20 protein-coding genes are annotated in these 22,179 nt (G+C 67.6%); 18 read left to right on the forward strand and 2 right to left on the reverse strand.

Annotation, left to right across the window (positions count from 1 at the left end; all coding sequences use genetic code 11):
* Window positions 1-14 precede the first annotated feature (14 nt).
* From H0S66_RS08365 to H0S66_RS08405, 9 genes are all read left to right on the forward strand, one after another.
* Complete coding sequence (locus tag H0S66_RS08365) at window positions 15-773, forward strand: ABC transporter ATP-binding protein (protein ID WP_179614983.1); 759 nt, start codon at window positions 15-17, stop codon at window positions 771-773.
* An 89-nt stretch (window positions 774-862) separates the two neighbouring features.
* Window positions 863-2,050, forward strand: coding sequence for an ABC transporter substrate-binding protein (locus H0S66_RS08370; RefSeq protein ID WP_179614984.1), 1,188 nt, complete (start codon window positions 863-865; stop codon window positions 2,048-2,050).
* A 70-nt stretch (window positions 2,051-2,120) separates the two neighbouring features.
* A complete protein-coding gene (locus H0S66_RS08375) occupies window positions 2,121-3,083 on the forward strand; it encodes a branched-chain amino acid ABC transporter permease (RefSeq protein ID WP_179614985.1) in 963 nt (320 codons plus the stop codon).
* Between the two features lie 22 nt (window positions 3,084-3,105).
* Window positions 3,106-4,869, forward strand: a complete 1,764-nt coding sequence (locus H0S66_RS08380; RefSeq protein WP_179614986.1) for a branched-chain amino acid ABC transporter ATP-binding protein/permease — start codon at window positions 3,106-3,108, stop codon at window positions 4,867-4,869.
* Window positions 4,870-4,918: 49 nt separating this feature from the next.
* A complete protein-coding gene (locus H0S66_RS08385; RefSeq protein ID WP_180923866.1) occupies window positions 4,919-5,650 on the forward strand; it encodes an SDR family NAD(P)-dependent oxidoreductase in 732 nt (243 codons plus the stop codon).
* Window positions 5,647-6,468, forward strand: a complete 822-nt coding sequence (locus H0S66_RS08390; protein WP_218876259.1) for an SDR family NAD(P)-dependent oxidoreductase — start codon at window positions 5,647-5,649, stop codon at window positions 6,466-6,468. Before H0S66_RS08385 ends, H0S66_RS08390 begins: the two co-directional genes overlap by 4 nt.
* Window positions 6,465-7,241 carry an SDR family NAD(P)-dependent oxidoreductase gene (locus H0S66_RS08395; RefSeq protein WP_218876260.1) on the forward strand — a complete coding sequence of 259 codons (777 nt, stop codon included), beginning with the start codon at window positions 6,465-6,467 and terminating at the stop codon, window positions 7,239-7,241. Before H0S66_RS08390 ends, H0S66_RS08395 begins: the two co-directional genes overlap by 4 nt.
* 34 nt (window positions 7,242-7,275) lie before the next feature.
* Window positions 7,276-8,079: an SDR family NAD(P)-dependent oxidoreductase gene (locus tag H0S66_RS08400; protein WP_179614988.1), complete on the forward strand. Its 804-nt coding sequence runs from the start codon at window positions 7,276-7,278 to the stop codon at window positions 8,077-8,079.
* Between the two features lie 88 nt (window positions 8,080-8,167).
* Complete coding sequence (locus H0S66_RS08405) at window positions 8,168-8,875, forward strand: SDR family NAD(P)-dependent oxidoreductase (RefSeq protein ID WP_179614989.1); 708 nt, start codon at window positions 8,168-8,170, stop codon at window positions 8,873-8,875.
* Window positions 8,876-8,939: 64 nt separating this feature from the next.
* Here the strand turns inward: H0S66_RS08405 and H0S66_RS08410 are convergent, their stop codons facing one another.
* Together H0S66_RS08410 and H0S66_RS08415 are read right to left on the reverse strand one after the other, a co-directional pair.
* Window positions 8,940-9,866, reverse strand: coding sequence for an SDR family NAD(P)-dependent oxidoreductase (locus tag H0S66_RS08410; protein ID WP_179614990.1), 927 nt, complete (start codon window positions 9,864-9,866; stop codon window positions 8,940-8,942).
* Window positions 9,867-9,896: 30 nt separating this feature from the next.
* Window positions 9,897-11,462 (reverse strand): acyl-CoA synthetase, encoded by a 1,566-nt coding sequence (locus H0S66_RS08415; protein WP_179614991.1) that lies wholly within the window; start codon window positions 11,460-11,462, stop codon window positions 9,897-9,899.
* Between the two features lie 116 nt (window positions 11,463-11,578).
* Here H0S66_RS08415 and H0S66_RS08420 point away from each other — a divergent pair, with 116 nt between their 5' ends.
* From H0S66_RS08420 to H0S66_RS08460, 9 genes are all read left to right on the forward strand, one after another.
* Complete coding sequence (locus tag H0S66_RS08420; protein WP_179614992.1) at window positions 11,579-12,742, forward strand: acetyl-CoA C-acyltransferase; 1,164 nt, start codon at window positions 11,579-11,581, stop codon at window positions 12,740-12,742.
* A gap of 50 nt (window positions 12,743-12,792) precedes the next feature.
* The gene (locus H0S66_RS08425) at window positions 12,793-13,545 is read left to right on the forward strand and encodes an enoyl-CoA hydratase/isomerase family protein (protein WP_179614993.1); all 753 of its coding nucleotides are present in this window, start codon (window positions 12,793-12,795) and stop codon (window positions 13,543-13,545) included.
* A 13-nt stretch (window positions 13,546-13,558) separates the two neighbouring features.
* Complete coding sequence (locus tag H0S66_RS08430; RefSeq protein ID WP_179614994.1) at window positions 13,559-14,176, forward strand: nitroreductase family protein; 618 nt, start codon at window positions 13,559-13,561, stop codon at window positions 14,174-14,176.
* Window positions 14,173-15,759 (forward strand): class I adenylate-forming enzyme family protein, encoded by a 1,587-nt coding sequence (locus tag H0S66_RS08435; RefSeq protein WP_179614995.1) that lies wholly within the window; start codon window positions 14,173-14,175, stop codon window positions 15,757-15,759. The genes H0S66_RS08430 and H0S66_RS08435 overlap by 4 nt, the downstream gene beginning before the upstream one ends.
* Window positions 15,760-15,839: 80 nt before the next feature.
* Entirely contained in the window at window positions 15,840-17,786 is a 1,947-nt protein-coding gene (locus H0S66_RS08440) for a flavin-containing monooxygenase (protein WP_179614996.1), read from the forward strand.
* A gap of 1 nt (window position 17,787) precedes the next feature.
* Complete coding sequence (locus H0S66_RS08445; RefSeq protein ID WP_218876261.1) at window positions 17,788-18,417, forward strand: TetR-type transcription factor C-terminal domain-containing protein; 630 nt, start codon at window positions 17,788-17,790, stop codon at window positions 18,415-18,417.
* A 113-nt stretch (window positions 18,418-18,530) separates the two neighbouring features.
* Window positions 18,531-19,856, forward strand: coding sequence for an MFS transporter (locus H0S66_RS08450; RefSeq protein WP_179614997.1), 1,326 nt, complete (start codon window positions 18,531-18,533; stop codon window positions 19,854-19,856).
* Window positions 19,857-20,750: 894 nt separating this feature from the next.
* A complete protein-coding gene (cofC, locus tag H0S66_RS08455) occupies window positions 20,751-21,353 on the forward strand; it encodes a 2-phospho-L-lactate guanylyltransferase (RefSeq protein ID WP_246305432.1) in 603 nt (200 codons plus the stop codon).
* 327 nt (window positions 21,354-21,680) lie between these two features.
* Window positions 21,681-22,127, forward strand: coding sequence for a VOC family protein (locus tag H0S66_RS08460; protein ID WP_179614999.1), 447 nt, complete (start codon window positions 21,681-21,683; stop codon window positions 22,125-22,127).
* The last annotated feature ends 52 nt before the right edge of the window (window positions 22,128-22,179 follow it).

Consider the following 22,179-nt stretch of genomic DNA (forward strand, 5'->3'; position numbering starts at 1 on the left):
AGGAGCTGGCCCGCATGACCGAAGCCGGAACCAGCCTGGCGAGTACTCCCGACGGCCCGTCGTCGAACGTGGTGCTGGAGGTCCAGTCCGTCGATGCCGGGTATGGAGCCCACACGGTGCTTCGAGACGTGTCGCTGGATGTCCGTGAGGGTGAGATCATCAGCCTGCTCGGCCACAACGGCGCCGGCAAGTCGACCTTGCTGCGCGCTATCGCCGGGGCGATCGGCGTCGCCAAGGGCGACATCCGGTTCCGTGGTGAGAGCCAGATCGGCCACGGTTCCGCGCGAGTGGCACAAGACGGCATCGCGCTCGTCCCGCAGGGTCGCGGAATCTTTCCCACGCTGACGATCGGTGAGAATCTCCAGCTCGGCGCCGGGGTCGCTAGAAGGGTGACCGACCGGCCGACGGTCACGCAGGACTTCGTCCTCGATCTCTTCCCGGCGCTGGCCCGCCGTCTGCACGAGGAAGCCGGCACCCTCAGCGGTGGACAGCAGCAGATGGTCGCCATCGGCACCGCTCTCATGGCGAGCCCTCGTTTCCTGCTGCTCGATGAGCCTTCGACGGGGCTCGCGCCCGTGCTCGTCCAGACCATGCTCGATCAGATCCAGGCTGTGCACCGCGAGCTCGAGATCGGCGTGCTGATCGTCGAGCAGAACATCCACGAGGCGCTCCGGGTCTCCGACCGCGCCTACGTGCTGAGACTCGGGGAGATCGTGCGGGAAGGCCCCGCGGCGACTCTTCTGGACGATCCCGACATCTGGGGACTGTTCTGATCTGACGCCGCGCCCATCTCGTTGTCAGCACCTCAAGAGACAAGGAAACAGCAATGCGATTGATTCGAGCGACACAGACCGTGGTCGCCGTGGCGGCCCTCTCGCTGGCGGCGGCCTGCACGACCTCCTCGGACGCCGGTTCCTCCGGGTCGACGGGCGTCCAGGACGCTACCGGAGCGGCGGTGACAGCGGACGCGACCTACAAGCTCGGACTGGCGTTGCCGTTCACCGGCCCCGCAGCGTCTTACGGTGAGGAGTACCGCATCGCGGTGCAGCTCGGCATCGACGACGCCAACGAGCAGTTCGCCAGCGATGGCATCCAGCTCGAGATGGTGACCCAGGACAGCCAGGCGACGGCCGAGGGCGGCGTGAACGCCATGAACCGGCTCGGCGCAGTCGACGAGGCGCCCGCGGTGCTGACCGCATGGAGTGCGGTCGTGGCCTCGGGAGCCTCGGTCGCCCAGGACCTCGGCTTCGCCATGTTCAATGCCGGAGCCCAGAGCCCCAGCCTGATCGGCACCCCTCACCTGGTCAACGCGCTGCCGATGAACGACGCCCAGCTGTCGAACTTCTCGCAGTACCTTATGGAGGAGAAGGGCTACGAGGACTTCGCCATCATCTACGTCGACAACGAGAGCGGCCAGGGAACAGCCGACGCGTTCACGGAAGCGGTCGAGGAGCGCGGCGGGTCCATCGTCGCCGAGGAGTCGATCCGCCAGGACGCCACCGACGCCACCACCCAGATCGCCAAGATCCAGGAGTCCGGTGCCGACTTCGTCTACATCCAGACACTGCTGGTCGAGGGAGCAGCCACCATGCAGGCGGCCCGCGAGGCCAACCTGCAGATCCCCCTGGGCAGCTACGCGGGGTTCGGCGAGAGCCGCGTCATTCGTGATGCGGGTCAAGAAGCCATGAACGGCCTCATCTACATGTCGCACATCCCTGAGGACATGGACGCAGTCCGCGGGCTGCTCGATCGCATGCAGGCCGTCGAACCGGAGCGGGTCCTGGCTAACCAGTCCTACAACAGCTACTTCTACGCCGTGCCGTTCATCTATGCCGAGGCCATCAAGATCCTGCGTGAGCAAGGGGCGCCGGTCACCGGCGAGAACGTGCTCGCTGTGCTGGATGACGAGGCACTCACCGCTCCGATCCTCGGTGACGTGGACCTGACGAACCAGCTGACGTACACGGGTCCGACGCTGATCCAGCAGATCGACGACTACCAGGCCGACCCGCTCGACGACACCACCGTCGACGCGGTCTCGGCGGACTGACTCCCTGGGGCATCTGCCCTCCACCGCGGTGGAGGGCAGATGCGCCGACTCCACCAAGGAAGGCCGCAAAGTGGACCTGCTCTTCACCCTCATCAAGACCGGACTGGTCATGGGACTGCTGTACGGACTCTTCGCCTACGGCCTGAGCCTGATCCTGTCGGTCAACAAGGTCTTCCACGTGGCCCAGGGCGCCACATTCGGCCTGTCGGCCTACATCTTCTACACCCTGGGCACGACCTACGAGCTGCCCGTCGCGGTCGCCTTCCTCGGCGCCGTCGCGTTCGCCGTCCTGATCGCCGTCGCGATGCAGTACATGATCTACAACCCGCTGGCACGCCGCGACGCCGACCCGATGGTCGTGCTCGTCGCCTCACTCCTCCTGGTCGCGTTCGCCGCGTACCTCATCGAGTTCATCTGGGGCGGGGCGGTCGTGTCCACGCTCGTCCCGGAGTGGTTCCACTGGCAGACCAACATCGGGTACGTCCGTGTCGATGTCTACGACGTCAGCGTGCTGACCATGAGCGTTCTCCTCTTCGCGCTGATGCACGTGTTCTTGACCAAGACCCACGCCGGTCTGGAGTTCCGCGCGGTGGGTGACAACCCTGAGCGGGCTCAAGCCCTCGCGATCAACCTCGACCGTGTCTACCTGCGCTCGATGATCCTCGGATCGGTCCTGGTCGTGCCGGCCGCGGTGCTGCTGGCGCTCAAGGCACCGATCCACCCCAGCATGGGTTTCGACTTGCTGCTGAAGGCCGTCATCGCGCTGACCATCGGCGGCATGGGTCGCATGAGCGGTGCCCTCCTCGGAGGCATCCTCGTCGGCCTGACCGAGACCGTCCCCCTGTACTGGCTGCCCACCGAGTGGGGCGAGTTCATCCTGTTCATCGTGGCCTTCGCGTTCGTGCTGCTGCGCCCGACCGGAATCGTCGGGACCAGGCGCAAGCCACGCAAGTCCACGTCCTCACCCGTGCCTGCCTCGGTGGATGAATCAGCCGAACCGGCCGATCCGACCAAGCCGACGTCGGTTCACTGACCTCGTTGAGCGGAGAGCTGACATGACGTACTACCTGACCAGCCTGATGGGGCTGCTGCCGATCTTCATCATCCTCGGTGTCTCGTTCAACCTGCTCCTGGGCTACGGAGGCCTGCTGTCGGTCTCCCACGCCGGCTTCTTCGGCATCGGCGCCTATGCCACGGCGATCTTGATCAAGGACTACCAGCTCGAGTTCCTCCCAGCAGTCCTGGTGGGCGCTGTCCTGGCGGGGGTGATGAGTCTGACGGTCGGTTATGCCGCCGGCAGGCTGTCGGACGAGTTCTTGTTCATCGTCACGATCGCCGTGCAGGTCGCGCTCGTCGAGCTGTTCAACAACCTGCAGTTCACGGGACGATCGGCCGGCATTGCGGCAATCCCCCGCCCGACACTGTTCGGCTACCAGTTCGACACCAACCTCAAGGTGGCGATCTTGGCGTGGGTCTTCTGTGCCGTGATCGTGGCGATCTGCTGGCGTGTGGTGCACTCGCCCTATGGCCGGCTCCTGAAGGCGCTGCGCGAGGATGTTCCGGCGGCTCGATCACTCGGCAAGCGAGCCCTGTGGACAAAGGTCACCGTGTTCGCCTTCAGCTCGGCGATCGCCGGCATCGCTGGTGGCCTCTACACGACCCACACCCTCTACATCAGTCCGGCCGAGTTCACTCTCGACCGCTCGGTCGAGGTCCTGTCGATCACGATCATCGGGGGTCTCGCGGCCTTCTGGGGGCCCTTCGTCGGTGCGGTGGTGGTCCTGGCCCTGCCCGAAGCGCTCAGCTTCGCGAACATCCCGGACTCGGTGGCGGGTCCCATCAACGGCATCATCTACACCACGGCCGTGCTCCTGCTCCTGATCTACCGCCCACGCGGCCTGCTGGGACGCGACCCGACCCTCGAGTCCGAGCGCAACGCCGCGCGACGTGCAAAGGACGGCAAGGACACGCTGTCGGCGTCGTCGCAGGCCGCGACCAGCGAGAGCGGTGGGACTCTTCCGCTCGAGCTGTTCAACGTAGGCGGCCAGGCGCCCGCGACCAAGATTCTGCGCTCGGAGGGCCTCGGCATCGCCTTCGGTGGCCTCAAGGCCGTCGATGACGTGACCGTGGCCATCCACCCTGGCAAGATCACCGCGCTGGTGGGGCCGAACGGTGCTGGCAAGACCACCGTCTTCAACCTGTTGAGCGGTGCGCTGAAGGCCGATGAGGGCCGAACCTTCTACGGCGACAGGGACATCTCCGGACTCAGCATCGAGCAGCGGGCCCAGCTGGGCGTGGTGCGCTCGTTCCAGGAAGTTCGACTCTTCGAGGGCATGACCGTGCAGGAGAACATCCACGTCGCGGTCACCACCATCAAGAACGAGACGATCGTCGCGCAGTTCGTGCCGGCAGCTTTCCGTGGTCGCGACGAGGCCGACGAGAGACGGGCCGAGCGGATGCTGCTCAGCCTGGGACTGTACGACAAGCGTCACAGCCTGGCGCGGGACCTGTCCTACGCCGAGCAGAAGATGCTGATGATGGGTCGCCTGCTGGCCACCGGCGCCAGCTGCTACCTGCTCGACGAGCCGATGTCCGGCCTCGACCAGGGTGCCCGCGCACAGCTGTCGGATCTGCTCCAGCAGATCGTCGCCGACGGAAGCACCTCCATCTGCATCGTCGAGCACAGCATGCAGGTCGTGAGGGAAGTCGCCTCCTGGGTGATGTTCCTCGACCGCGGTCGACTCCTGACCGAGGGCACGCCCGAAGACGTCATGAACGACCCCGAGCTGACCGCCCTGTACTTCGGGCGGCCGGTGTGATCCGCCCATCCCACCCGAAGGAGCACCAGGTATGAGTCACTCCAGGGTCGTGGTCGTCACCGGTGGTGGCGACGGCATCGGAGCCATGGTGGTCCGCCGCCTCGCTTCCGAGGGCTGGTCAGTGTGCGTGGCGGACATCGATGAGACCTCGGCCACTGCGATCGCCGCCGACCTCACGGACAGGGGCCATCGCGTGATCGGTGTCGGGGCGGACGTGTCCTGCGAGGCGGACGTGGAGCGGATCGGCGAGGTGGCCGAAACCGAGCTCGGTGCCCTGTCGGGCTGGATCAACAATGCCGGGAACACCTCGCCGTCGATGCTGCTGAAGATGGAGGTCGATGCGTTCGACTCCGTGCTGGCGGTGCACGCCCGCGGGAGCTTCCTCGGAGTGCGCGAGGCCGCCCGCCGCATGGTCCGCAGCGAATCCGGCGGCGCCATCATCAACGTGACGTCGTCGGCGGGCCTCGGCGGGACGGTCGGCCAGATCAACTACGCCTCCGCCAAGGGCGCGATCATCGCGATGACCAAGTCCGCGGCCAAGGAGCTGGGCCGGTACAACATCCGAGTCAACGCGGTCGCCCCGTCGGCGTCGACCGAGATGACCCGCACGATCATGACCAACGAGAAGTTCGCCAAGACGTACCTCTCGCGCATCGCCCTCGGACGTTTCGCGGAGGCCGACGAGATGTCGGCGACGTTCTCCTTCCTGCTCTCAGACGATGCGGGTTACATGACTGGACAGGTGCTGTCGATCGACGGCGGCACCTACATGGTCTCGTGACGGTCCAGGCCGAACCGCTCGGCCGCCGGTTCGTGGGCAGAGTGGTCCTGGTCACCGGTGCGTCCGGGGGCCAGGGTGCGTGCGAGGCGCGCCTTTTCGCTGCCGAGGGCGCGACGGTCATGATCGCTGACGTCCAGGTCGAGCTGGGACAGGCGCTCGCCGACGAGCTGGTCGAGGTCGGCCTGAAGGCCGAGTTCGTCGAGCTCGACGTGACCGACGAAGACCGTTGGATCGAGGTCGTCGCGCAGATCGAGGCCGAGCATGGACGGCTCGACGTGCTGGTCAACAACGCCGGCGTCGGCGACGGTCGCGGCATCGTCGACCAGGGACTGCGCGGCTGGGACCGCTTGCTGGGCATCAACCTTTGGGGCCCCGTCGTCGGCATGCGCACCTGTGCGCCTCTGATGGCGAAGAGCGGCGGCGGATCGATCATCAACATCTCGTCGGTCGCCGGCATGACCGGCTACGACCACGCGGCGTACACGGCCAGCAAGTGGGGCTTGCGGGGCGTCACCAAGACCGCGGCGCTCGAGTATGCCGATGACAACATCCGGGTCAACTCGGTGCACCCCGGGACGATAGTCACGCCCATGATCGCAGTGGTGCCCGACGAGGTCGTCCAGAACTACGTGCGGATCAACCCGAACCGGCGCACGGGTGTGCCGGAGGAGATCGCCTGGACCGTCCTGCACCTCGGGTCCGACGAGTCGACCTTCACGACGGGTGCTGAGATCACGGTCGACGGCGGTTTCATCGGTGGGGCGTTGAATCGGGCGCTCGAGCTGGCCGTGCTTGCAGCGAAGGTGGAGAAGTCGTGAGCTTTGATCGGTTGTCACTCGAGGGCAAGGTCGCGGTAGTCACCGGCGCGGCCAAGGGCATGGGGGGCGAGCACGTTCGGACGATGACGGATCGCGGTGCTCGAGTGCTGGCGGTCGACCTCGACAGGGATGCACTTGACATGCTGGTCGCTGACATCGGGGCAGCGGCGGTCGCGCATGTCGCCGACGTCGCCGACCTCGAGCAGTGGGAGGACGTGCGGGACCGTGCGCTCAAGCTCGGCGGCGAGTTGTCGATCCTGGTGAACAACGCCGGGGTGGTCAGCCACACCCGCATCTCCCAGACGACGAAGGCCGGCTGGGACCGTGTCATCGACGTCAATCTCAAAGGCACCTGGCTCGGCATGAAGGTGCTCGCCCCGGTCATGCGCGAGGCTGGCGGCGGGTCGATCATCAACGTGTCGTCGGCGGCCGGTCTCGACCAACATCCCGACCCGGCGTACACCGCGAGCAAGTGGGGCGTTCGGGGACTGACCAAGACCGCAGCGCAGGAGCTCGGGCCTTGGGGCATTCGGGTCAACAGCATTCACCCGGGCTACATCGACACGCCGATGAACGACTTTGCGTCGGAGGAGCTGACGGGGGCGATGCTCTCCATGCTGCCGATCTCGCGGCCCGGGCAACCGCAGGACGCCGCCGAGCTGGTCGCGTTCCTCGCGTCGGACGCTGCCGGATTCATCACGGGTTCCGAGATCGCGATCGACGGGGGCTGGACCTCGGGAGCCCAGGCGTTCGAGGCCCGCCGGTTCCGCTGACCGATCACAGAACAACCGATCAGGAGGTACGGATGTGGGACGTCTGAGCGACAAAGTGGTGCTGGTGACCGGTGCATCCGGTGGGCAGGGCGAAGCCGAGGTGAGGCTCTTCGCCGACGAGGGCGCGACCGTCGTGATCGCCGACGTCCTCGTCGAGCAGGGTGAGAAGCTGGCCGCCGAGCTGGTCGGAGCGGGCCATCGGGTCGTGTTCATCGAGCTGGACGTGGTTGACGAGGTGCGCTGGGCCGAGGTGGTCGCCCAGATCGAGGCCGACTTTGGGCGTCTCGACGTACTGGTCAACAACGCAGGCGTCTCTGACCGTCGGGGTGTGATGGAGCAGCCTGAGGACGCTTTCGACAGAGTGCTTTTGATCAACCTGTGGGGTCCGGTGGCTGGCATGCAGGCGTGCGCACCGTTGATGGGCCGTACGGGCGGCGGGTCGATCGTCAACATCTCTTCGGTCGCCGGGCTCACCGGTTACGACGCCGCCGGCTACACCTCGAGCAAGTGGGGACTGCGCGGCGTCACCAAGACCGGGGCGCTCGAGCTCGCCTCGCTCGGCATCAGGGTCAACTCGGTGCACCCCGGCACGATCATCACGCCGATGCTGGCCCACACCACGACCGAAGTCATCGACAACTACGTGCGGGTGAACCCGGACCCCCGCGCCGGACGTCCCGAGGAGATCGCCCACACCGTAGTCCACCTCGCGATCGACGAGGTGTCGTCGTTCACGACCGGTGCCGAGGTCGCGATCGACGGCGGTTTCATCGCCGGCGGCGCACACCGCGGTCAGGCGCTCGTCATGGATGCCATCAAGGAGGCTGCTGATGTCTGACACCCACGAGCTGATCCGTTCCCGCACCGACCTCGCCGGGAAGGTAGCGGTGGTGACCGGCGGTGGCCACGGCATGGGGGCTGCCCACGTGCAGACCCTCACGGCGCGCGGCGCCTCGGTGCTCGTCACCGACCTCGACGAGGCAGCAGGCAGGGCCGTGGCCGACGAGGCCGTGGCGGCCGGTGGCTCCGCCGTGTTCGCGCCCGGCGACGTCCGCGACTCTGCCAGCTGGGCGACCTGGCGAGACCTCGCCCTAGAGCGTTTCGACGCAGTGCACGTGCTGGTCAACAACGCTGGCGTGTTCGGTGAGGAGACGATCCTCTCGGTGACCCGCGCAGGGTGGCAGCGCACCATCGGGGTCAACCTCAAGGGTTCGTTCCTGGGCATCAAGACCTTCGCTCCGGTCATCCGCGATGCAGGCGGTGGCGCCATCGTCAACGTGTCGTCGGCCGCGGGCCTCGACCAGAACCCCGACCCGGCGTACACCGCCAGCAAGTGGGGCGTGCGCGGGCTGACCAAGATGGCGTCGCAGGAGTTCGGTCCATGGGGGATCCGGGTCAACAGCATCCACCCCGGATACGTCCTGACGGCGATGACCGACTTCGCCTCAGCCGCGATGCGCGCCGCCAAGATCGAAATGACGCCGATGAAGCGGGCCGGCGAGGCGTGGGAGGCGGCCGAGCTGGTCGCGTTCCTCGTGTCCGACGCCGCGGGCTTCATCAACGGCGCTGAGATCGCAATCGACGGCGGCTGGACCTCTGGCTCCCAAGCCACCGAGGCGCGCCGCTTCCGCTGAGCATCGTGTACGGCCCGCCCCTGAGAGGGTGGGCCGTACACGTCAGGCGGCGGAGGGTCCCGGATCAGGCGGAGGGGGTGAGGGCTCCCACCTCGGTGGCCATCCGGCGCAACAGCGCCATCTCGTCGGTGCCGCTGTCGAAGACGTGCAAGGAGTCCAGGTCGCGGATCTGGTCGATGTGCTCGAGCACGTCGTCGGCCGAGGCTGGACCGGTACGCGTGATCCAGCCGTCGTTGACACCGACCACGTAGCGGGCGAACCGCCCACCACCGGCCGAGAAGACCTCGTGGGTCTGGTGGCACTGAGGCGACGCCAGGTAGACGGCCATCGCCGCCACTTGTGCCGGGTCGAGCAGCTCGTCCATCTCGCCCAGCAGACCCTCGGTCATCCGGGTGCGGGCCCCGGGGGCGATCGCGTTGGCGAGGATGCCGTGTCGGGCACCCTCGATCGCCGCGACGTGCACGAGACCGACGAGTCCGGTCTTCGCGGCGCCGTAGTTCGCCTGGCCGTAGTTGCCGAGCAGGCCGGACGACGACGAGGTCATGACCAGGCGGCCGTATCCCGCTTCCTTCATGCGGGCGAAGGCCGGGATGGTAACGTTGAATCCACCCTTGAGATGGACGTCGAGAACGCTGTCGACCTCCTCGGGCGTCATCTTGCTCAACGAGCGGTCGCGCAGGATTCCGGCGTTGTGGATCACTGCGTCGACGCTGCCGAACGCGTCCATCGACGCCTCGACGATGGCTCGGCCGCCTGCGGGGGTCGAGACGCTGTCGTAGCAGGCCGCGGCCTCACCACCGGCATCGCGGATCTCCTGCACCACGGCGTCGGCCATGTTCGTGCTCTCGCCGTCGCCGTTGACGCTGCCGCCGAGGTCGTTGACCAGGACACGAGCGCCGTGTTGGGCTAGTGCCAGGGCGTACTCGCGACCGAGACCGCCTCCCGCGCCGGTGACGATGACGGAACGACCTTCGTACTGGATCAGGCTCATGAGGTGTGGGTCTCCTGTGTTCTGGGGCTGTCAGAGGATGCGGGAGTCGTGTCCGACCCAGTACTTCTCGCGCAGCGGTGCCTTGTAGAGCTTGCCCGTGGGCGATCGCGGGAAGTCGTCGAGGAAGTCGATCGACCGGGGGATCTTGAATCGCGCCAAGTGCTCGGCGCAGTGAGCCAGCAGGTCGGCGACCATGGCTTCACCGGCGCGCGAGGAGTCAACCGGCTGGACAACCGCCTTGACTTCCTCGCCGAGGTCCTCGTTGGGCACGCCGAACACGGCGACGTCCTGCACCTCGGGGTGCAGCAGCAGCGCGTTCTCGATCTCCTGCGGGTAGATGTTGACGCCACCGGCGATGATCATGAACGACTCGCGGTCCGCGAGGTACAGGTAGCCCTCGTCGTCCAGCCGGCCGAGATCACCCAGAGCGGTCCAGTTCTCATGGTCAGGATGGTGGGCCCGGGCTGTCTTGTCGGGTTCTCCGTAGTACTGGAAGCCAGCCACGGCGTCGCTGGTCTCGAAGTAGATCCGGCCGATCTCGCCGGCAGGCAGCTCTCGACCGTCGGCGTCGCAGATGTGGATCGTCGACTCGAGCGCAGCCCGCCCGACCGAACCGGGGTGCTTGAGCCACTCCTCGGAGGTGATGACGGTGGCGCCGGTGTCCTCGGTGCCGGCGTAGTACTCGTGGACGATCGGTCCGAGCCAGTCGATCATCGCCCTCTTGGTCGGGATCGAGCAGGGCGCGGCGCCGGTGATCACGCACTCCAGGCTGGACAGGTCGTACGCGTCACGGACCCCGAGCGGCAGCTTGAGCATACGGTTGAACATCGTTGCGACGAGCTGCGTGTGGGTGACCCGGTACTTCTCGATCAGGGCCAGCACCTGCTCGGCGTCGAACTTCTCCATCATCACGACGGTGGCGCCGAGGGCCATGGCATCGGTGCTGAACAGCAGAGGCGCCGAGTGGTAGATCGGGGCGGGGGACAAGTAGATCGTGTCGGCGCCCATGCCGTACAGCGTCTGGTAGACGGGGACGAGAGCCGGCTTGCCCTCCTGGACGGTGCGGCCGGTCAGCGGGCGCCACACGCCCTTGGGCTGCCCGGTGCTGCCCGAGCTGTAGAGCATCGTGCGACCGAGCGGCTCCTCGTCGAGAACCTCGGCCGGGTGTGCGGCGACGGCTTCGTCAAAGGAGTCGTAGCCGGGCACGGTGCCATCGACCATCAGGCGGCGACGCACCTTGGGGGTCATCGAGACGACCGCGCTGGCCAGCTCGCTCATGTAGGACGACATGACCAACACCCGGGCGTCGCAGTCGTCGATGATGTAGGCGGCCTCCTTGGGCGTCAGGTACCGGTTGACCGCCGTCAGGTAGAGCCCTGAGCGGAAGGCTGCCCAGAACACCTCGATGTAGCGGATGTGGTTCTCCATCAAGATGGCGACGTGGTCACCGGGGCGCAGCCCTTCCGACCAGAAGAGACGGGCGAGTCGCTTGGACCGCTCGTCTAGCTGCGAGAACGTCAGTGACTCCCCGCTCCCGCCCATGATGATCGCGGGTCGGTCGGGAGTTTTCTGCGCGTGGGACGCGGGGTCGTACATGCGGTGACTCAGCCTTTCGTCCGTGGAAGTCGCCGAACCAGTCAGGTCCGTTGCGAATCTCTGGTCATTATTATAATGTAATTGCGATCACGCCGCCAGAGCTCTAAGGAACCTTCATGCCCGAAGCTGTCATCGTCGCCGCTGCCCGCACCCCGATCGGGCGTGCGTTCAAAGGTTCGCTGGCCTCCGTCCGAGCGGACGACCTTGCCGGCGGCATCATCGACGCTGTCATGGACAAGGTGCCCCAGCTGAACCGCAGCGAGGTGGGTGACGTCATGATGGGCGCGGCCAGCCACGCCGGCGAGCAGGGCATGAACGTAGGTCGCAACGCCGCGGCTCTCGGTGGCCTGCCCGACTCCGTGCCCGGCACCACGATCAACCGCGGTTGCGGTTCGTCGCTGCAGACCATTCGCATGGCCCACCAGGCCATCGCGACCGGCGAGGGCCACGCCTTCGTCGCCGCCGGCGTAGAGAGCGTGAGTCGCGCGCCGTCGTTCTACGACGAGGACGCGATGAATCCACGTTTCCTGGATCGCGGCCGATCCGACTACATCAACGACATGTACCTCGCGATGGGCCAGACCGCCGAGAACGTCGCCGAGCAGTGGGGCCTCACGCGCCAGTCGCTGGACGAGTTCGCCCTGTTGTCCCAGCAACGTGCGGCGGCGGCGATCGAGGCTGGTTTCTTCGCTCGTGAGATCACCCCTGTCACGCTGGCCGACGGCACGGTCGTCGACCGGGATGACTCCCCTCGTCCGACCACCACCCTCGCGGGGTTGAGTGCGCTGAAGCCAGCCTTCCGTGAAGACGGGGTGGTCACCCCGGGCAATTCCTGTCCGCTGAACGACGGCGCCGCGGCCGTCGTGGTGATGTCCGACGTCCGCGCCCGTGAGCTCGGCATCACGCCGCTCGCTCGCATCATCGGCTCGCACGTCACAGGCCTGGCTCCGGAGATCATGGGCGTCGGACCGATCAAGGCGGTCGGCGAGCTCCTCGAACGGCACCGCATGAAGATTGGCGACGTCGACGTCGTCGAGCTCAACGAGGCCTTCGCCGCGCAGGTCCTGCCGATCGCCGACGAGCTGGGCATCTCGATCGAGGACCAGCTCAACCCCCACGGTGGCAGCATCGCACTGGGGCACCCGTTCGGCATGACCGGCGCTCGCATCATGACCACGCTGATCAACGACCTGCAGACGCTCGACCGGCAGATCGGCATCGAGACGATGTGCATCGGCGGCGGCATGGGCATCGCGATGATGATCGAGCGTCTGTCCTGACGATGGACGATCTCACGGAGATCAGGCTCGACGTCACGGGCGCCGTCGGTGTGGTCACCCTGGCCAGGCCCGACAAGCTCAACGCCCTGGGCCGTGCCATGGTCGAGGAGCTCACCACCGTCGTCGAGCGACTCGTCGCGTCGGACGGCGTGCGAGCTCTGGTCCTGGTCGGTGAGGGCCGGATGTTCTCGGCCGGAGCCGACGTCGAGGAGTTCCGTGACTCCTTCCGGGCCGGGGACGTGGACCCAGCGGGGGTGGAGGCAGAGGCACGGCTCGGCTCACGGCTCGCCGACGCACTCCAGGCTGCGGGCCTGATCACCATCGCCTCGGTGCACGGCGCGGCCATCGGCGGTGCAGCGGCCCTGGTCGCGGCATGCGACCTGCGGGTGATGGCCGTGGGGTCACGCATCGTGGTCCCCGAGCTGATCATGGGGTTCCCGCTCGCCTGGGGAGGCATGGAGCGGCTGGTGCGGGACCTTGGCCCTTCGGTCGTCCGTGACCTGGTCTTGACCTGCCGTCCGTTGGAGGCCGACGAGGCCTTGGCCCGCGGCTTCGCCTGCCGCGTCCTGCCGGCCGCGGAGGCGCTGGACGGCGCGCGCGAGCTCGCCGAGCTGGTAGCCACTCGTCCAGCGCATGGCACGACGGTCGCGTTGAGACGTATCGCGGCGTTGTCTGACCGCACCGGTGCCCCCGACGTCGACGACGACGCGGCCTCCCTCGCCGCGGCCTCGACCGACCCCGACGCGATGGCGGCCACACGCGCCTACCTCGACTCGCTGACCACTGATGCATCGTCCCACTGACCCAGGAGAACCGATGGAACTGTTCGAAGCGATCCGCACGACTCGCGCGATGCGCCGGCTCGACCCCGAGCAGGACGTGACGGACGAGGACGTGCGCACGATCCTCGAGGCCGCACTGAAGGGACCCACCGGCGGCAATCAACAGCCGATCCGTTGGCTGGTGATCCGCGACCCGGACATCAAGAAGCGGCTGCAGAAGATCTACCAGCGTTGCTGGAACAGGGGGCGCAAACCCTACGAGGACGAGCCCGGCAAGGTCGCCCCGAACGTGCTGAGCTCGGCGGACCACCTCGCCGAGAACCTGCACCTGGCCCCCGTCATCATCCTGGCCTGCGCCGACACCGGCGCGGCCGACAAGCGACACCACGCGTCGGTGTACCCGTCGGTGCAGAACCTGCTGTTGGCCGCTCGCGCGCTCGGTCTGGGCACCGCACTGACAACGGCCCACCTCTTCGAGGAGGACGCAGTCAAGGAGGTGCTCGGCATCCCCGAGCACGCCACCACCTACGCGCTCATCCCTGTGGGTCACCCGACCGGCAAGTGGGGCGAGGCGAAGCGTCGCCCGCTCGACGAGGTGAGCTATCACGATCGGTGGGGGCAGAGAGGCCCCAGCGCTACCACGGCGTCATGACCGGCGCCCGCATCGACGTCGACGAGGAGGTCGAGGGGCTCACGATCGCCGGGCTGCTCGAACGTGCGGCCCGGCGGTGGCCCGACCGCCTTGCGTATGTTCATGAGGACCGCCGCCTCACCTGGGCCGACCTCTTCGAGGAGGTCGACCGGTACGCCCGCGCCTTCATCGCGTGGGGCGTGCAACCGGGTGACCGCGTCTCCCTGTGGATGGGCAACACCATCTCGTGGGTGCTGGTCGAGCTCGGTCTGATCCGTGCGGGAGCCGTCGTCGTTCCCGTCAACACCGGGTTCACCGTGGCCGAGGCCGCGTACGTCGTGGGCCAGTCCGACTCGGTCATGCTGGTGTCGTCCTCGAGCCTGCGGGGGCGTTGCCTTGCCGAGGAGTCGCTGGCCGTCACTGCTGACCCCGACGTCTCGGTGCAGGCCGTCGTCACGGTCGGGCCGTCGTCCGCCGCGACCACCGACCTCGACACCCTCCTGGGGAGTGCCGAGAGCGTGTCCCCGCAGGACTCCGCAGCTCGCGCTGCAGCGATCGGACCTGACGACGTCGTGCTGATGCTCTACACGTCCGGCACGACGGGTTTCCCCAAGGGGGTCATGCACTCGCACAGAGTCATCGGCAACATGAGCGACGCCGCCGCCCGGCTGGAGCTGACGGAGGACGACCTCACCGTCATGTACCTCCCGCTGTTCCACATCTTCGCCGTCGCCGCCACCGTGACGTTCATGGCCCGCGGCGCCGCCATGGTCCTGCTCGAGGTGTTCGAAGGTGGTGCATCGCTCGACTTGATCGAGGGTGAGCGGGCCACGGTGGCCTACGGCGTCGCGCCCCACTACCTCGACCAGATCCGCCACCCGTCCCTCGCTGGTAGGGACCTCTCCTCGCTGCGCCTCTGCCTGGCACCCGGTTCACCCGACCTGGTGCGCATGGTCTCGGAGCACATGGGCCCGGCCATCAGCGTCTACGGAATGACCGAGACGACGTCGATGACATCGTTGGGCTCGGTCCACGACCCGCTCGAGGTGCGGGCCGAGACTGTTGGCAGGGTGCTGCCGCGCTCGAAGGTCAAGGTCGTCGACGAGCACGGGGACGAGGTGGAACCGGGGGTCGTCGGACACCTCCTGGTCCAGGGGTCGCCGGTCATGCAGGGCTACTACAAGCGTCCCGACGCCACGGCCGAGGCAATCGTCGATGGCTGGTTCCGCACTGGCGACGCGCTCGCGCTCGACTCCGACGGGTATCTGCGCTTTGTCGGACGCATCACCGAGATGTTCAAGGTGGGCGGCGAGAACGTCGACCCGATCGAGGTCGAGTCCGTACTCATGCGGCACCCGTCCGTCGCATTCGCGTCGGTCCAGGGTGTGCAGGACGAGCGGTTGGGCGAGGTGGGGCTCGCGCACGTCACCGTCGTCGCGGGGGAGACGGTCGACGGTGAGGAACTGCGCCGTTTCGCTCGCGACCAGCTCGCCTCCTTCAAGGTCCCGCGGCACGTGGTCGTGGTGGACCAGCTGCCGATGACGGCGAGCGGCAAGGTGCGCAAGTTCTTGCTGCGCGAGCAGTTCCTGGGCGAGGACGCCTGATGGGCAATCGGCTCGGTCGGGGCGGTGGCGTCGCCGCGGATTTTAATCTACTTTAGATTCAACGAACCAAGGAGTCCTGCATGAGCTTCGAGCCCAAGCCCTTCGATCCGGAGGCGTTGCGCGGCGGCCTCGCGGTGGCCAACCTTCCGACCCTGCTGATGGTCATGTTCCAGCTCAGCGGCGACCGCCGATGGCTGAGCGACCCTTATCGGCCGGTCCGCACCAAGGGCATGAGCGACAACGACACCGGTGGTTTCGCCCCCGAGGTGCAGGACGAGATCCGAGCGGCCGCGTTCGACGTCCTGATGGCCTGGAGCAACGGCGAGCCGATGGCCCTTCCGCTCCCTGACGACGACCTGCTCGTCGAGATGATCACGACCTGCATGGGTGAGGAGGTGCCGGTCGAGTTCGGACCCATGTTCTCCGAGGACATGCGCGCCGTCGTCGAGGGCGGTCGTGAGCGCACGCCCGTGGACGGCGCCGATGACTTCTCGGTGATCATCATCGGAGCCGGCATCTCGGGCATCTCCGCGGCAGTCGAGCTGAAGGGCGCCGGGGTCCGAGCCCAGATCTTCGAGAAGAACCCCGACGTAGGCGGCACCTGGTGGGAGAACCGCTACCCGGGCTGTGGCGTCGACACCCCCAGTCACGTCTACAGCTTCTCGTACCAGCCGCGTCGCTGGTCCACCTACTACGGCAAGCGCGACGAGGTGCTGGGATACGTCCGTGACGTCGCCCGCACGACTGGTGTGCTTGACCAGGTGCAGTTCGACACGGACGTGCAGGCGGCCGTCTACGACGAGCGGACCCACCTGTGGACCGTGACGGCCCGCGCGGCCGACGGCACGGTCACTGAGCACGTCGCGCAGGTGGTCGTCACCGCGGTGGGTCAGCTCAACCGGCCCGCCGTGCCCGCGATCGATGGCTCCGAGGCCTTCGCCGGTCAGCAGTTCCACTCGGCCCAGTGGCCAGAGGGGTTCGACGTCACAGGACTCCGGGTCGGGGTGGTCGGCGCAGGTGCCAGCGCGATGCAGATCGTGCCCGCGGTGGTCGACAAGGTCGAGCACCTGTCGGTGTTCCAGCGCTCGCCGCAGTGGATCGCGCCGAGCTACAACTACTCGAGCCCCGTGCCTGACCACGTGCACTGGCTCATGGACCACGTCCCCAACTACCGCCTCTGGTTCCGCCTCCGTCTGTCGTGGCTGATCAATGACCGGCTCTACCCGTCGCTCGAGATCGACCCCGACTGGGAGCACCCGGAGCGGTCGGTCAACGCCCACAACGACGCGCACCGCCGAGCGCTGACGCGCTACATCGAGGAGCAGCTCGACGGTCGTGACGACCTGTTGGAGAAGTCGCAGCCGACCTACCCACCCTTCGGCAAGCGCATGCTGATCGACAACGGCTGGTACGAAGCGCTCCGCAAGGACGGTGTCGACCTGATCACCGACCGGGTTACCTCCATCGACGAAGGCGGGTTGGTCACGGCCGCCGGCGAGCACGTCGACCTCGATGTCATCGTCTACGCCACCGGCTTCGAGGCCAAGAAGATGCTCTACCCGATGGACGTGCGCGGTCGCGACGGCGTGTCCATCCGCGAGCGGTGGGGCGACGAGGACGCCAAGGCCTACCTCGGGCTCACCGTCCCGGACTTCCCCAACCTGTTCGTCATGTACGGCCCCAACGTCAACCTCGGCCACGGGGGCAGCTACATGTTCGCCGGCGAGTGCCAGGCGCGCTACATCACCGAGATGTGCGTCCGGATGATCGAGCACGACCTCGGCTCCTTCGAGGTCCGCCGCGACGTCCACGACGCGTACAACGAGAGCGTCGATGCGCAGCACAGCCGGATGATCTGGAGCCACCGCGGCATGGACACCTGGTACCGGAACGCGAACGGCCGCATCGTCACGAACTCGCCGTGGCGGGTGGTCGACTACTGGCAGCTGACCCGGCAGGTCGATCCCGACGACTTCGTGTTCGAGACCGCAGCCAGCTCTGAAGAGCTCGTCCGAGCCGGTCTCTGACGTGGCGACAGCGGAGGTACCCAGGACCCTGACCGACAAGTCGGCCCGGACGCAGGAGCGTATCCGGGCCGCGGCGGCCCGGATTCTCAGCGAGCGTGGCATCGCCACGGCGCGCCTCGGTGACATCGCGGCGGCGGCGGGTGTGCAGGCGCCCGCCATCTACTACTACTACGCCTCGCGTGAGGAGCTGATCGAGGACGTCATCCGCCTCGGCCAGATCGGCACCGAGGCGCGGGTGACGCAGGCGATCGAGGAGCTCGATGGCCACACCCCTGCGCTCGAGAAGATCTGTGTCGCGGTGGAGGCGCACCTGCGGGCGTTGCACGAGTTGTCGGACTACACGACTGCGGCGGTGCGCAACGTCGGCCAGATGCCGACAGAGATGCGCGAGCGCATGCGGGCCGACCAGCGTCGCTACGGCCGCGTGTGGAAGCGGCTGTTCGAGCAGGCGCGCGACCAGGGCGAGCTGCGGGCCGGGCTCGACCTGCGCACGGCGCAGCTGCTCGTCATTGGAGCCCTCAATTGGACGCCCGAGTGGTGGGCCGACAGCCGTGTTCCGCTCGAGACGCTCGTGACCACTGCCTGCGAGCTCACGCGGCACGGTCTCGCCTCCGACCCCGTGGCGCCCTGAGCGCCATCGACGGCCGCCCCGCCCCGACCGGGCCGGCGTGGGACCCGCTGGATCCACCGGCCTCGTCGCTCGGCCGCGACGTGGCTGTGACGGGCGTCCTGGCGTTGGCGATCATGTCGTTCGCGCTGGTGCAGGCGATGTCGATCCCCGTCATCGGCTCTATCGCCGAGGTGTACGACACCAGCGCCGCCACGGCGACGTGGGTGCTGACCGCCTACCTGGTGTCAGCATCGGTAGCGACACCGATGCTGGGCCGGCTCGGTGACATGGTCGGTCCCGTCCCGATCATGGTGCTGTCCCTCGCGGTGCTCTCCGCCGGCTGCTTCCTGGCCGCCGTCGCTCCCAGCATCGGGGTCCTCATCGCGGCTCGGGCGGTGCAGGGGATCGGTGGCGGCGTCATGCCGCTGGCCTTCGGGATCGTGCGCGACGTGTTCCCAGCCGCCGTGGTGGCGCGGCGCATCGGTCTGCTGAACGGCCTGATGGCGGTCGGCATGGCCACCGGGATGGTCGCCGCCGGGCCCCTGCTGAGCGCGACGAGCCTAGGCTGGCTGTTCTTGGTGCCGGGAATCGTGACGGCACTCGCGGCGATCGCCGCCTTCCTCGTGGTGAGGTCGCCTGCCCGAGCCGTCGGCGAGTGGATGAGTCCATGGTCGGCCGCCTTCCTGGCCGGCTGGCTGGTGCTGCTGATGGTGGCCACTACGTGGGCGCCGCAGCGCGGATGGACGGACTGGTCGGTGTTGGTGGCCTTCGTGGGCGGCGCCGTGCTGCTCGGCGCCTGGGTGGTCGCGGAGTTTCGGGTGGACGTGCCGGTCATCGACATGGCAGTGATGCGTCACCGCAGCGTGCTCGTCGGCAACCTCATCGCACTCGCGGCGGGGGCGGTCGCGATCGGGTCGTACGCGTTCATCCCTCAGTTCGTGCAGCAGGCGCCCCCGGTGGGCTTCGGCTCCACGGTCGGAGAGTCCGGCCTCATGCTGCTCCCGGCCGCGATCACCACCTTCGTTGCCGGCCTGGTCGCCGTGCCCGGCGCGCTGCGGACCTCGCCGGCTCGCGTCGTGGTCTTCGGCGGCGCGCTGGCAGCCACAGGCATGTGCGCCATGGTGGTCTGGCGCGATCACCCCTGGTCGGTCTTCGTCGCGACCGGGTCGATCGGGTTCGGCATCGGACTGATCTTCGCGTGTGTGTCGGCGGCGCTCGTCATGGCGGTACCGCGCGACCAGACCAGCGTGGTCAGCGGCATGAACGCCAACCTGCGCACCATCGGCGGTGCGATCGGCACCGCGGCGCTGACCAGCGTGGTCGCGGCGCATGTGGACCCGGCCTCGGGTGCCAGCGACGCAGAAGGGTTCATGACGGCGTTCGTCGTGCTGATCGGCACCGCAGCGGTGTGCGGCGTGGCCGGACTGTTCCTCCGGCCGGAGAGGTATCCGGCCGGCTGATCGTGGTGTGGAGGTGTCTCGCGCTCCCGGCGCTTACTGCGTATGAGACTAATTATTAGTATTGATCGGAGAGTCTTGTTGTTCTTCGCCGTCGTGAGGGACCGACCCACCCCGTCGTGACGCTGTGGTCAGGGAAGGCGCCCGCTGCACCCTGGTGCGACGTCGTGGTGGCGTGCGGCGGCGACGCTGCGTCGAAGCGTGTCGCCCGGCTCCTGGGGCGATGGGTGACGGCCCTGTCTATACCGGCTCTCCTGGCTGCCGCCGGCCACCCGGGTGAGCGTCAGGTTGCCCGAGCCATGACGTGTGAGGAGGCGATCGCCTGATGGCGGTGGTTCGACGCGTGCGTGACGTGGGGCTGGCCGGCGCGGGTTGTGTCGGCGTCCTGACGTACAGCAAGAAGGTGTCTGTCCCGCCGACCCGGCTGTGCCGAGACCGCTGTGACTGCTGCGGGTTCGTGACCACGCCGACCCAGCCGGCCGTGCAGGCGCCGGCGGGCATCCAGTGCGGCACGGGAGGCTCAACCGAGCTCGTCCCGTCGCCGTTCGTGCACCGGTCGGCCCACGCGAGGGCGCGAAGCATGCGTCACGGCTTGATCGACAGCGTCCAGTGCTCCTGGGTCAAGCCGGCCCCCGGACCAGTGCGCCCAGGTGCTCAGGGCGGGGTCAACGACCTCGGCGGCACCTTGGTGGAGGAGGCCATCGCCCGCATGGCCGACTCGACCAACCGGTCGGACCGTGCCGTGCTCGAAGCCACGGCCGACCTCGCAGGTCGCCCGGTCCGGCAGCGCACCACGACCCGGGGTGCGGACGATCCGTCGGGTCGCTCGGGGTCCGCATCGTGACCGGTTGGACCGCTGTGGTTCCCGTCAAGCGGTGGGCCCTGGCCAAGACGCGCATGGTTGGAGGCGCCCAGGTGCGCGAGGGTCTGGCGCGCGCCTTCGCGCTGGACCTGATCGGTGTCCTCGGCGACGTTGTCGGCATCGATGCGCTGATCATCGTCACCGGCGAGCCTGAGCTGGGCTTCGTCGGCCGACAGGTCGGCGCGTCGGTCGTGGAAGACCGTGCGCTGCCCTCGGCGGACCCGTTGAACCGGGCCATCGACCTCGGTCGCAGTCACGCTGCCGTGATACGACCGCGCTCGCCGATCGTCGTCGTCCCTGCGGACTTGCCGGCCCTCACCGCGCACGCGACCGACCAGGCGCTCCACAAACTCGCTCAGGTGAGGTCCTCGTTCGTCCCCGATGAGAGTGGGGCGGGGACCACCTTGCTCGCGGCAGCCGAACCGTCGCTGCTGCGCCCGGCGTACGGTCCGGGATCGGCTCGGCTCCACGCGGCTCAGGGTGCGCAGATGGTCGTCGACGTCGACCCTCGTGTCCGACGCGATGTCGACACGGTCCGGGATCTCCAGGAAGCGGTGGCGCTCGGAGTCGGTCCGCGCGTCAGGTCGATCGTCGAGGGCTTGCGGGCGAGCCCGAGCGGCGCTTGTGCCACCGCTTGACCACGCGGCGGCGTGGAGGGCGGGCGGCCAAGGTCGCATGACGAACTGGCGATGACCGCCACCGACGTCCCATGGGGGACGTCCACGAGCCGAGTCCGTGAGGGGGGACCTGCACCGCCCGGGGGAACGTGCTTTCGTCGCTGCCGACCTGCCCTCGGTCGGTAGGTGCGACGGCGGTGGGTGTGGTGAAGGAAGCGCCGGCGCTGCCCAGGCAGCGATCCTCGTGACAGACCGGCTGGTCGGTGTCGACTACGGGCTCGCTCTTCCGCAGCGGATAGAAGTATGACTATAGTTAGGATAATGATCCTGATCTAGTGGAGGTCGACGATGGAGATACAGCGGATGGAGCTGGTCGGGCTCGAGGTCTCTGACCTCGAGGCCGCGATGCAGGAGTTCGGCAGCATCCTGGGTGTGGACTTCATCAGGATCGACTTCGACGAGAACTCGGACATCGAGTACCTGCCGGCGGACGGTGACGCTAATGCGCTGGCAGCCCGGACGAGCATGGCCATGGACACGACGGGTTACCTCGAGCTCATCCAGTCCTATCCTCCGACGACACATGAGCGGGTGCGCAACGTCCACTTCAAGGTCGACGACATCGAGTCCTCGATCGAGGAGATGAGGGCCAAGGGCTACCGGCTGGTGGCCAACCTGCGAATAGGGCAGATGCGAGAGGCTGTCTTCGGTGCTCGCGAGCTCCGCGGCCTACGGATGTGCTTGGTGCAGTACGACGGCCCGAGCATGGTCGAAGCAATGCTCAGCACGTCGTAGTCTCACGACGCTCCGCTCGACCGAGGGTGACGAGTCGAGGTCCAGGCGGGTT

The organism is Nocardioides marinisabuli, from assembly GCF_013466785.1.
Taxonomy (GTDB): domain Bacteria; phylum Actinomycetota; class Actinomycetes; order Propionibacteriales; family Nocardioidaceae; genus Nocardioides; species Nocardioides marinisabuli.

Bases quoted from the DNA above. Each gene is read 5' to 3' on its own strand.
- H0S66_RS08365 (WP_179614983.1), top strand. From the start codon at position 15: ATGACCGAAGCCGGAACCAGCCTGGCGAGTACTCCCGACGGCCCGTCG.
- H0S66_RS08380 (WP_179614986.1), top strand. From the start codon at position 3,106: ATGACGTACTACCTGACCAGCCTGATGGGGCTGCTGCCGATCTTCATC.
- H0S66_RS08410 (WP_179614990.1), bottom strand. From the start codon at position 9,866: ATGAGCCTGATCCAGTACGAAGGTCGTTCCGTCATCGTCACCGGCGCG.
- H0S66_RS08415 (WP_179614991.1), bottom strand. From the start codon at position 11,462: ATGTACGACCCCGCGTCCCACGCGCAGAAAACTCCCGACCGACCCGCG.
- H0S66_RS08420 (WP_179614992.1), top strand. From the start codon at position 11,579: ATGCCCGAAGCTGTCATCGTCGCCGCTGCCCGCACCCCGATCGGGCGT.
- H0S66_RS08430 (WP_179614994.1), top strand. From the start codon at position 13,559: ATGGAACTGTTCGAAGCGATCCGCACGACTCGCGCGATGCGCCGGCTC.
- H0S66_RS08435 (WP_179614995.1), top strand. From the start codon at position 14,173: ATGACCGGCGCCCGCATCGACGTCGACGAGGAGGTCGAGGGGCTCACG.
- H0S66_RS08440 (WP_179614996.1), top strand. From the start codon at position 15,840: ATGAGCTTCGAGCCCAAGCCCTTCGATCCGGAGGCGTTGCGCGGCGGC.
- H0S66_RS08450 (WP_179614997.1), top strand. From the start codon at position 18,531: ATGTCGTTCGCGCTGGTGCAGGCGATGTCGATCCCCGTCATCGGCTCT.
- cofC (WP_246305432.1), top strand. From the start codon at position 20,751: ATGGTTGGAGGCGCCCAGGTGCGCGAGGGTCTGGCGCGCGCCTTCGCG.
- H0S66_RS08460 (WP_179614999.1), top strand. From the start codon at position 21,681: ATGGAGATACAGCGGATGGAGCTGGTCGGGCTCGAGGTCTCTGACCTC.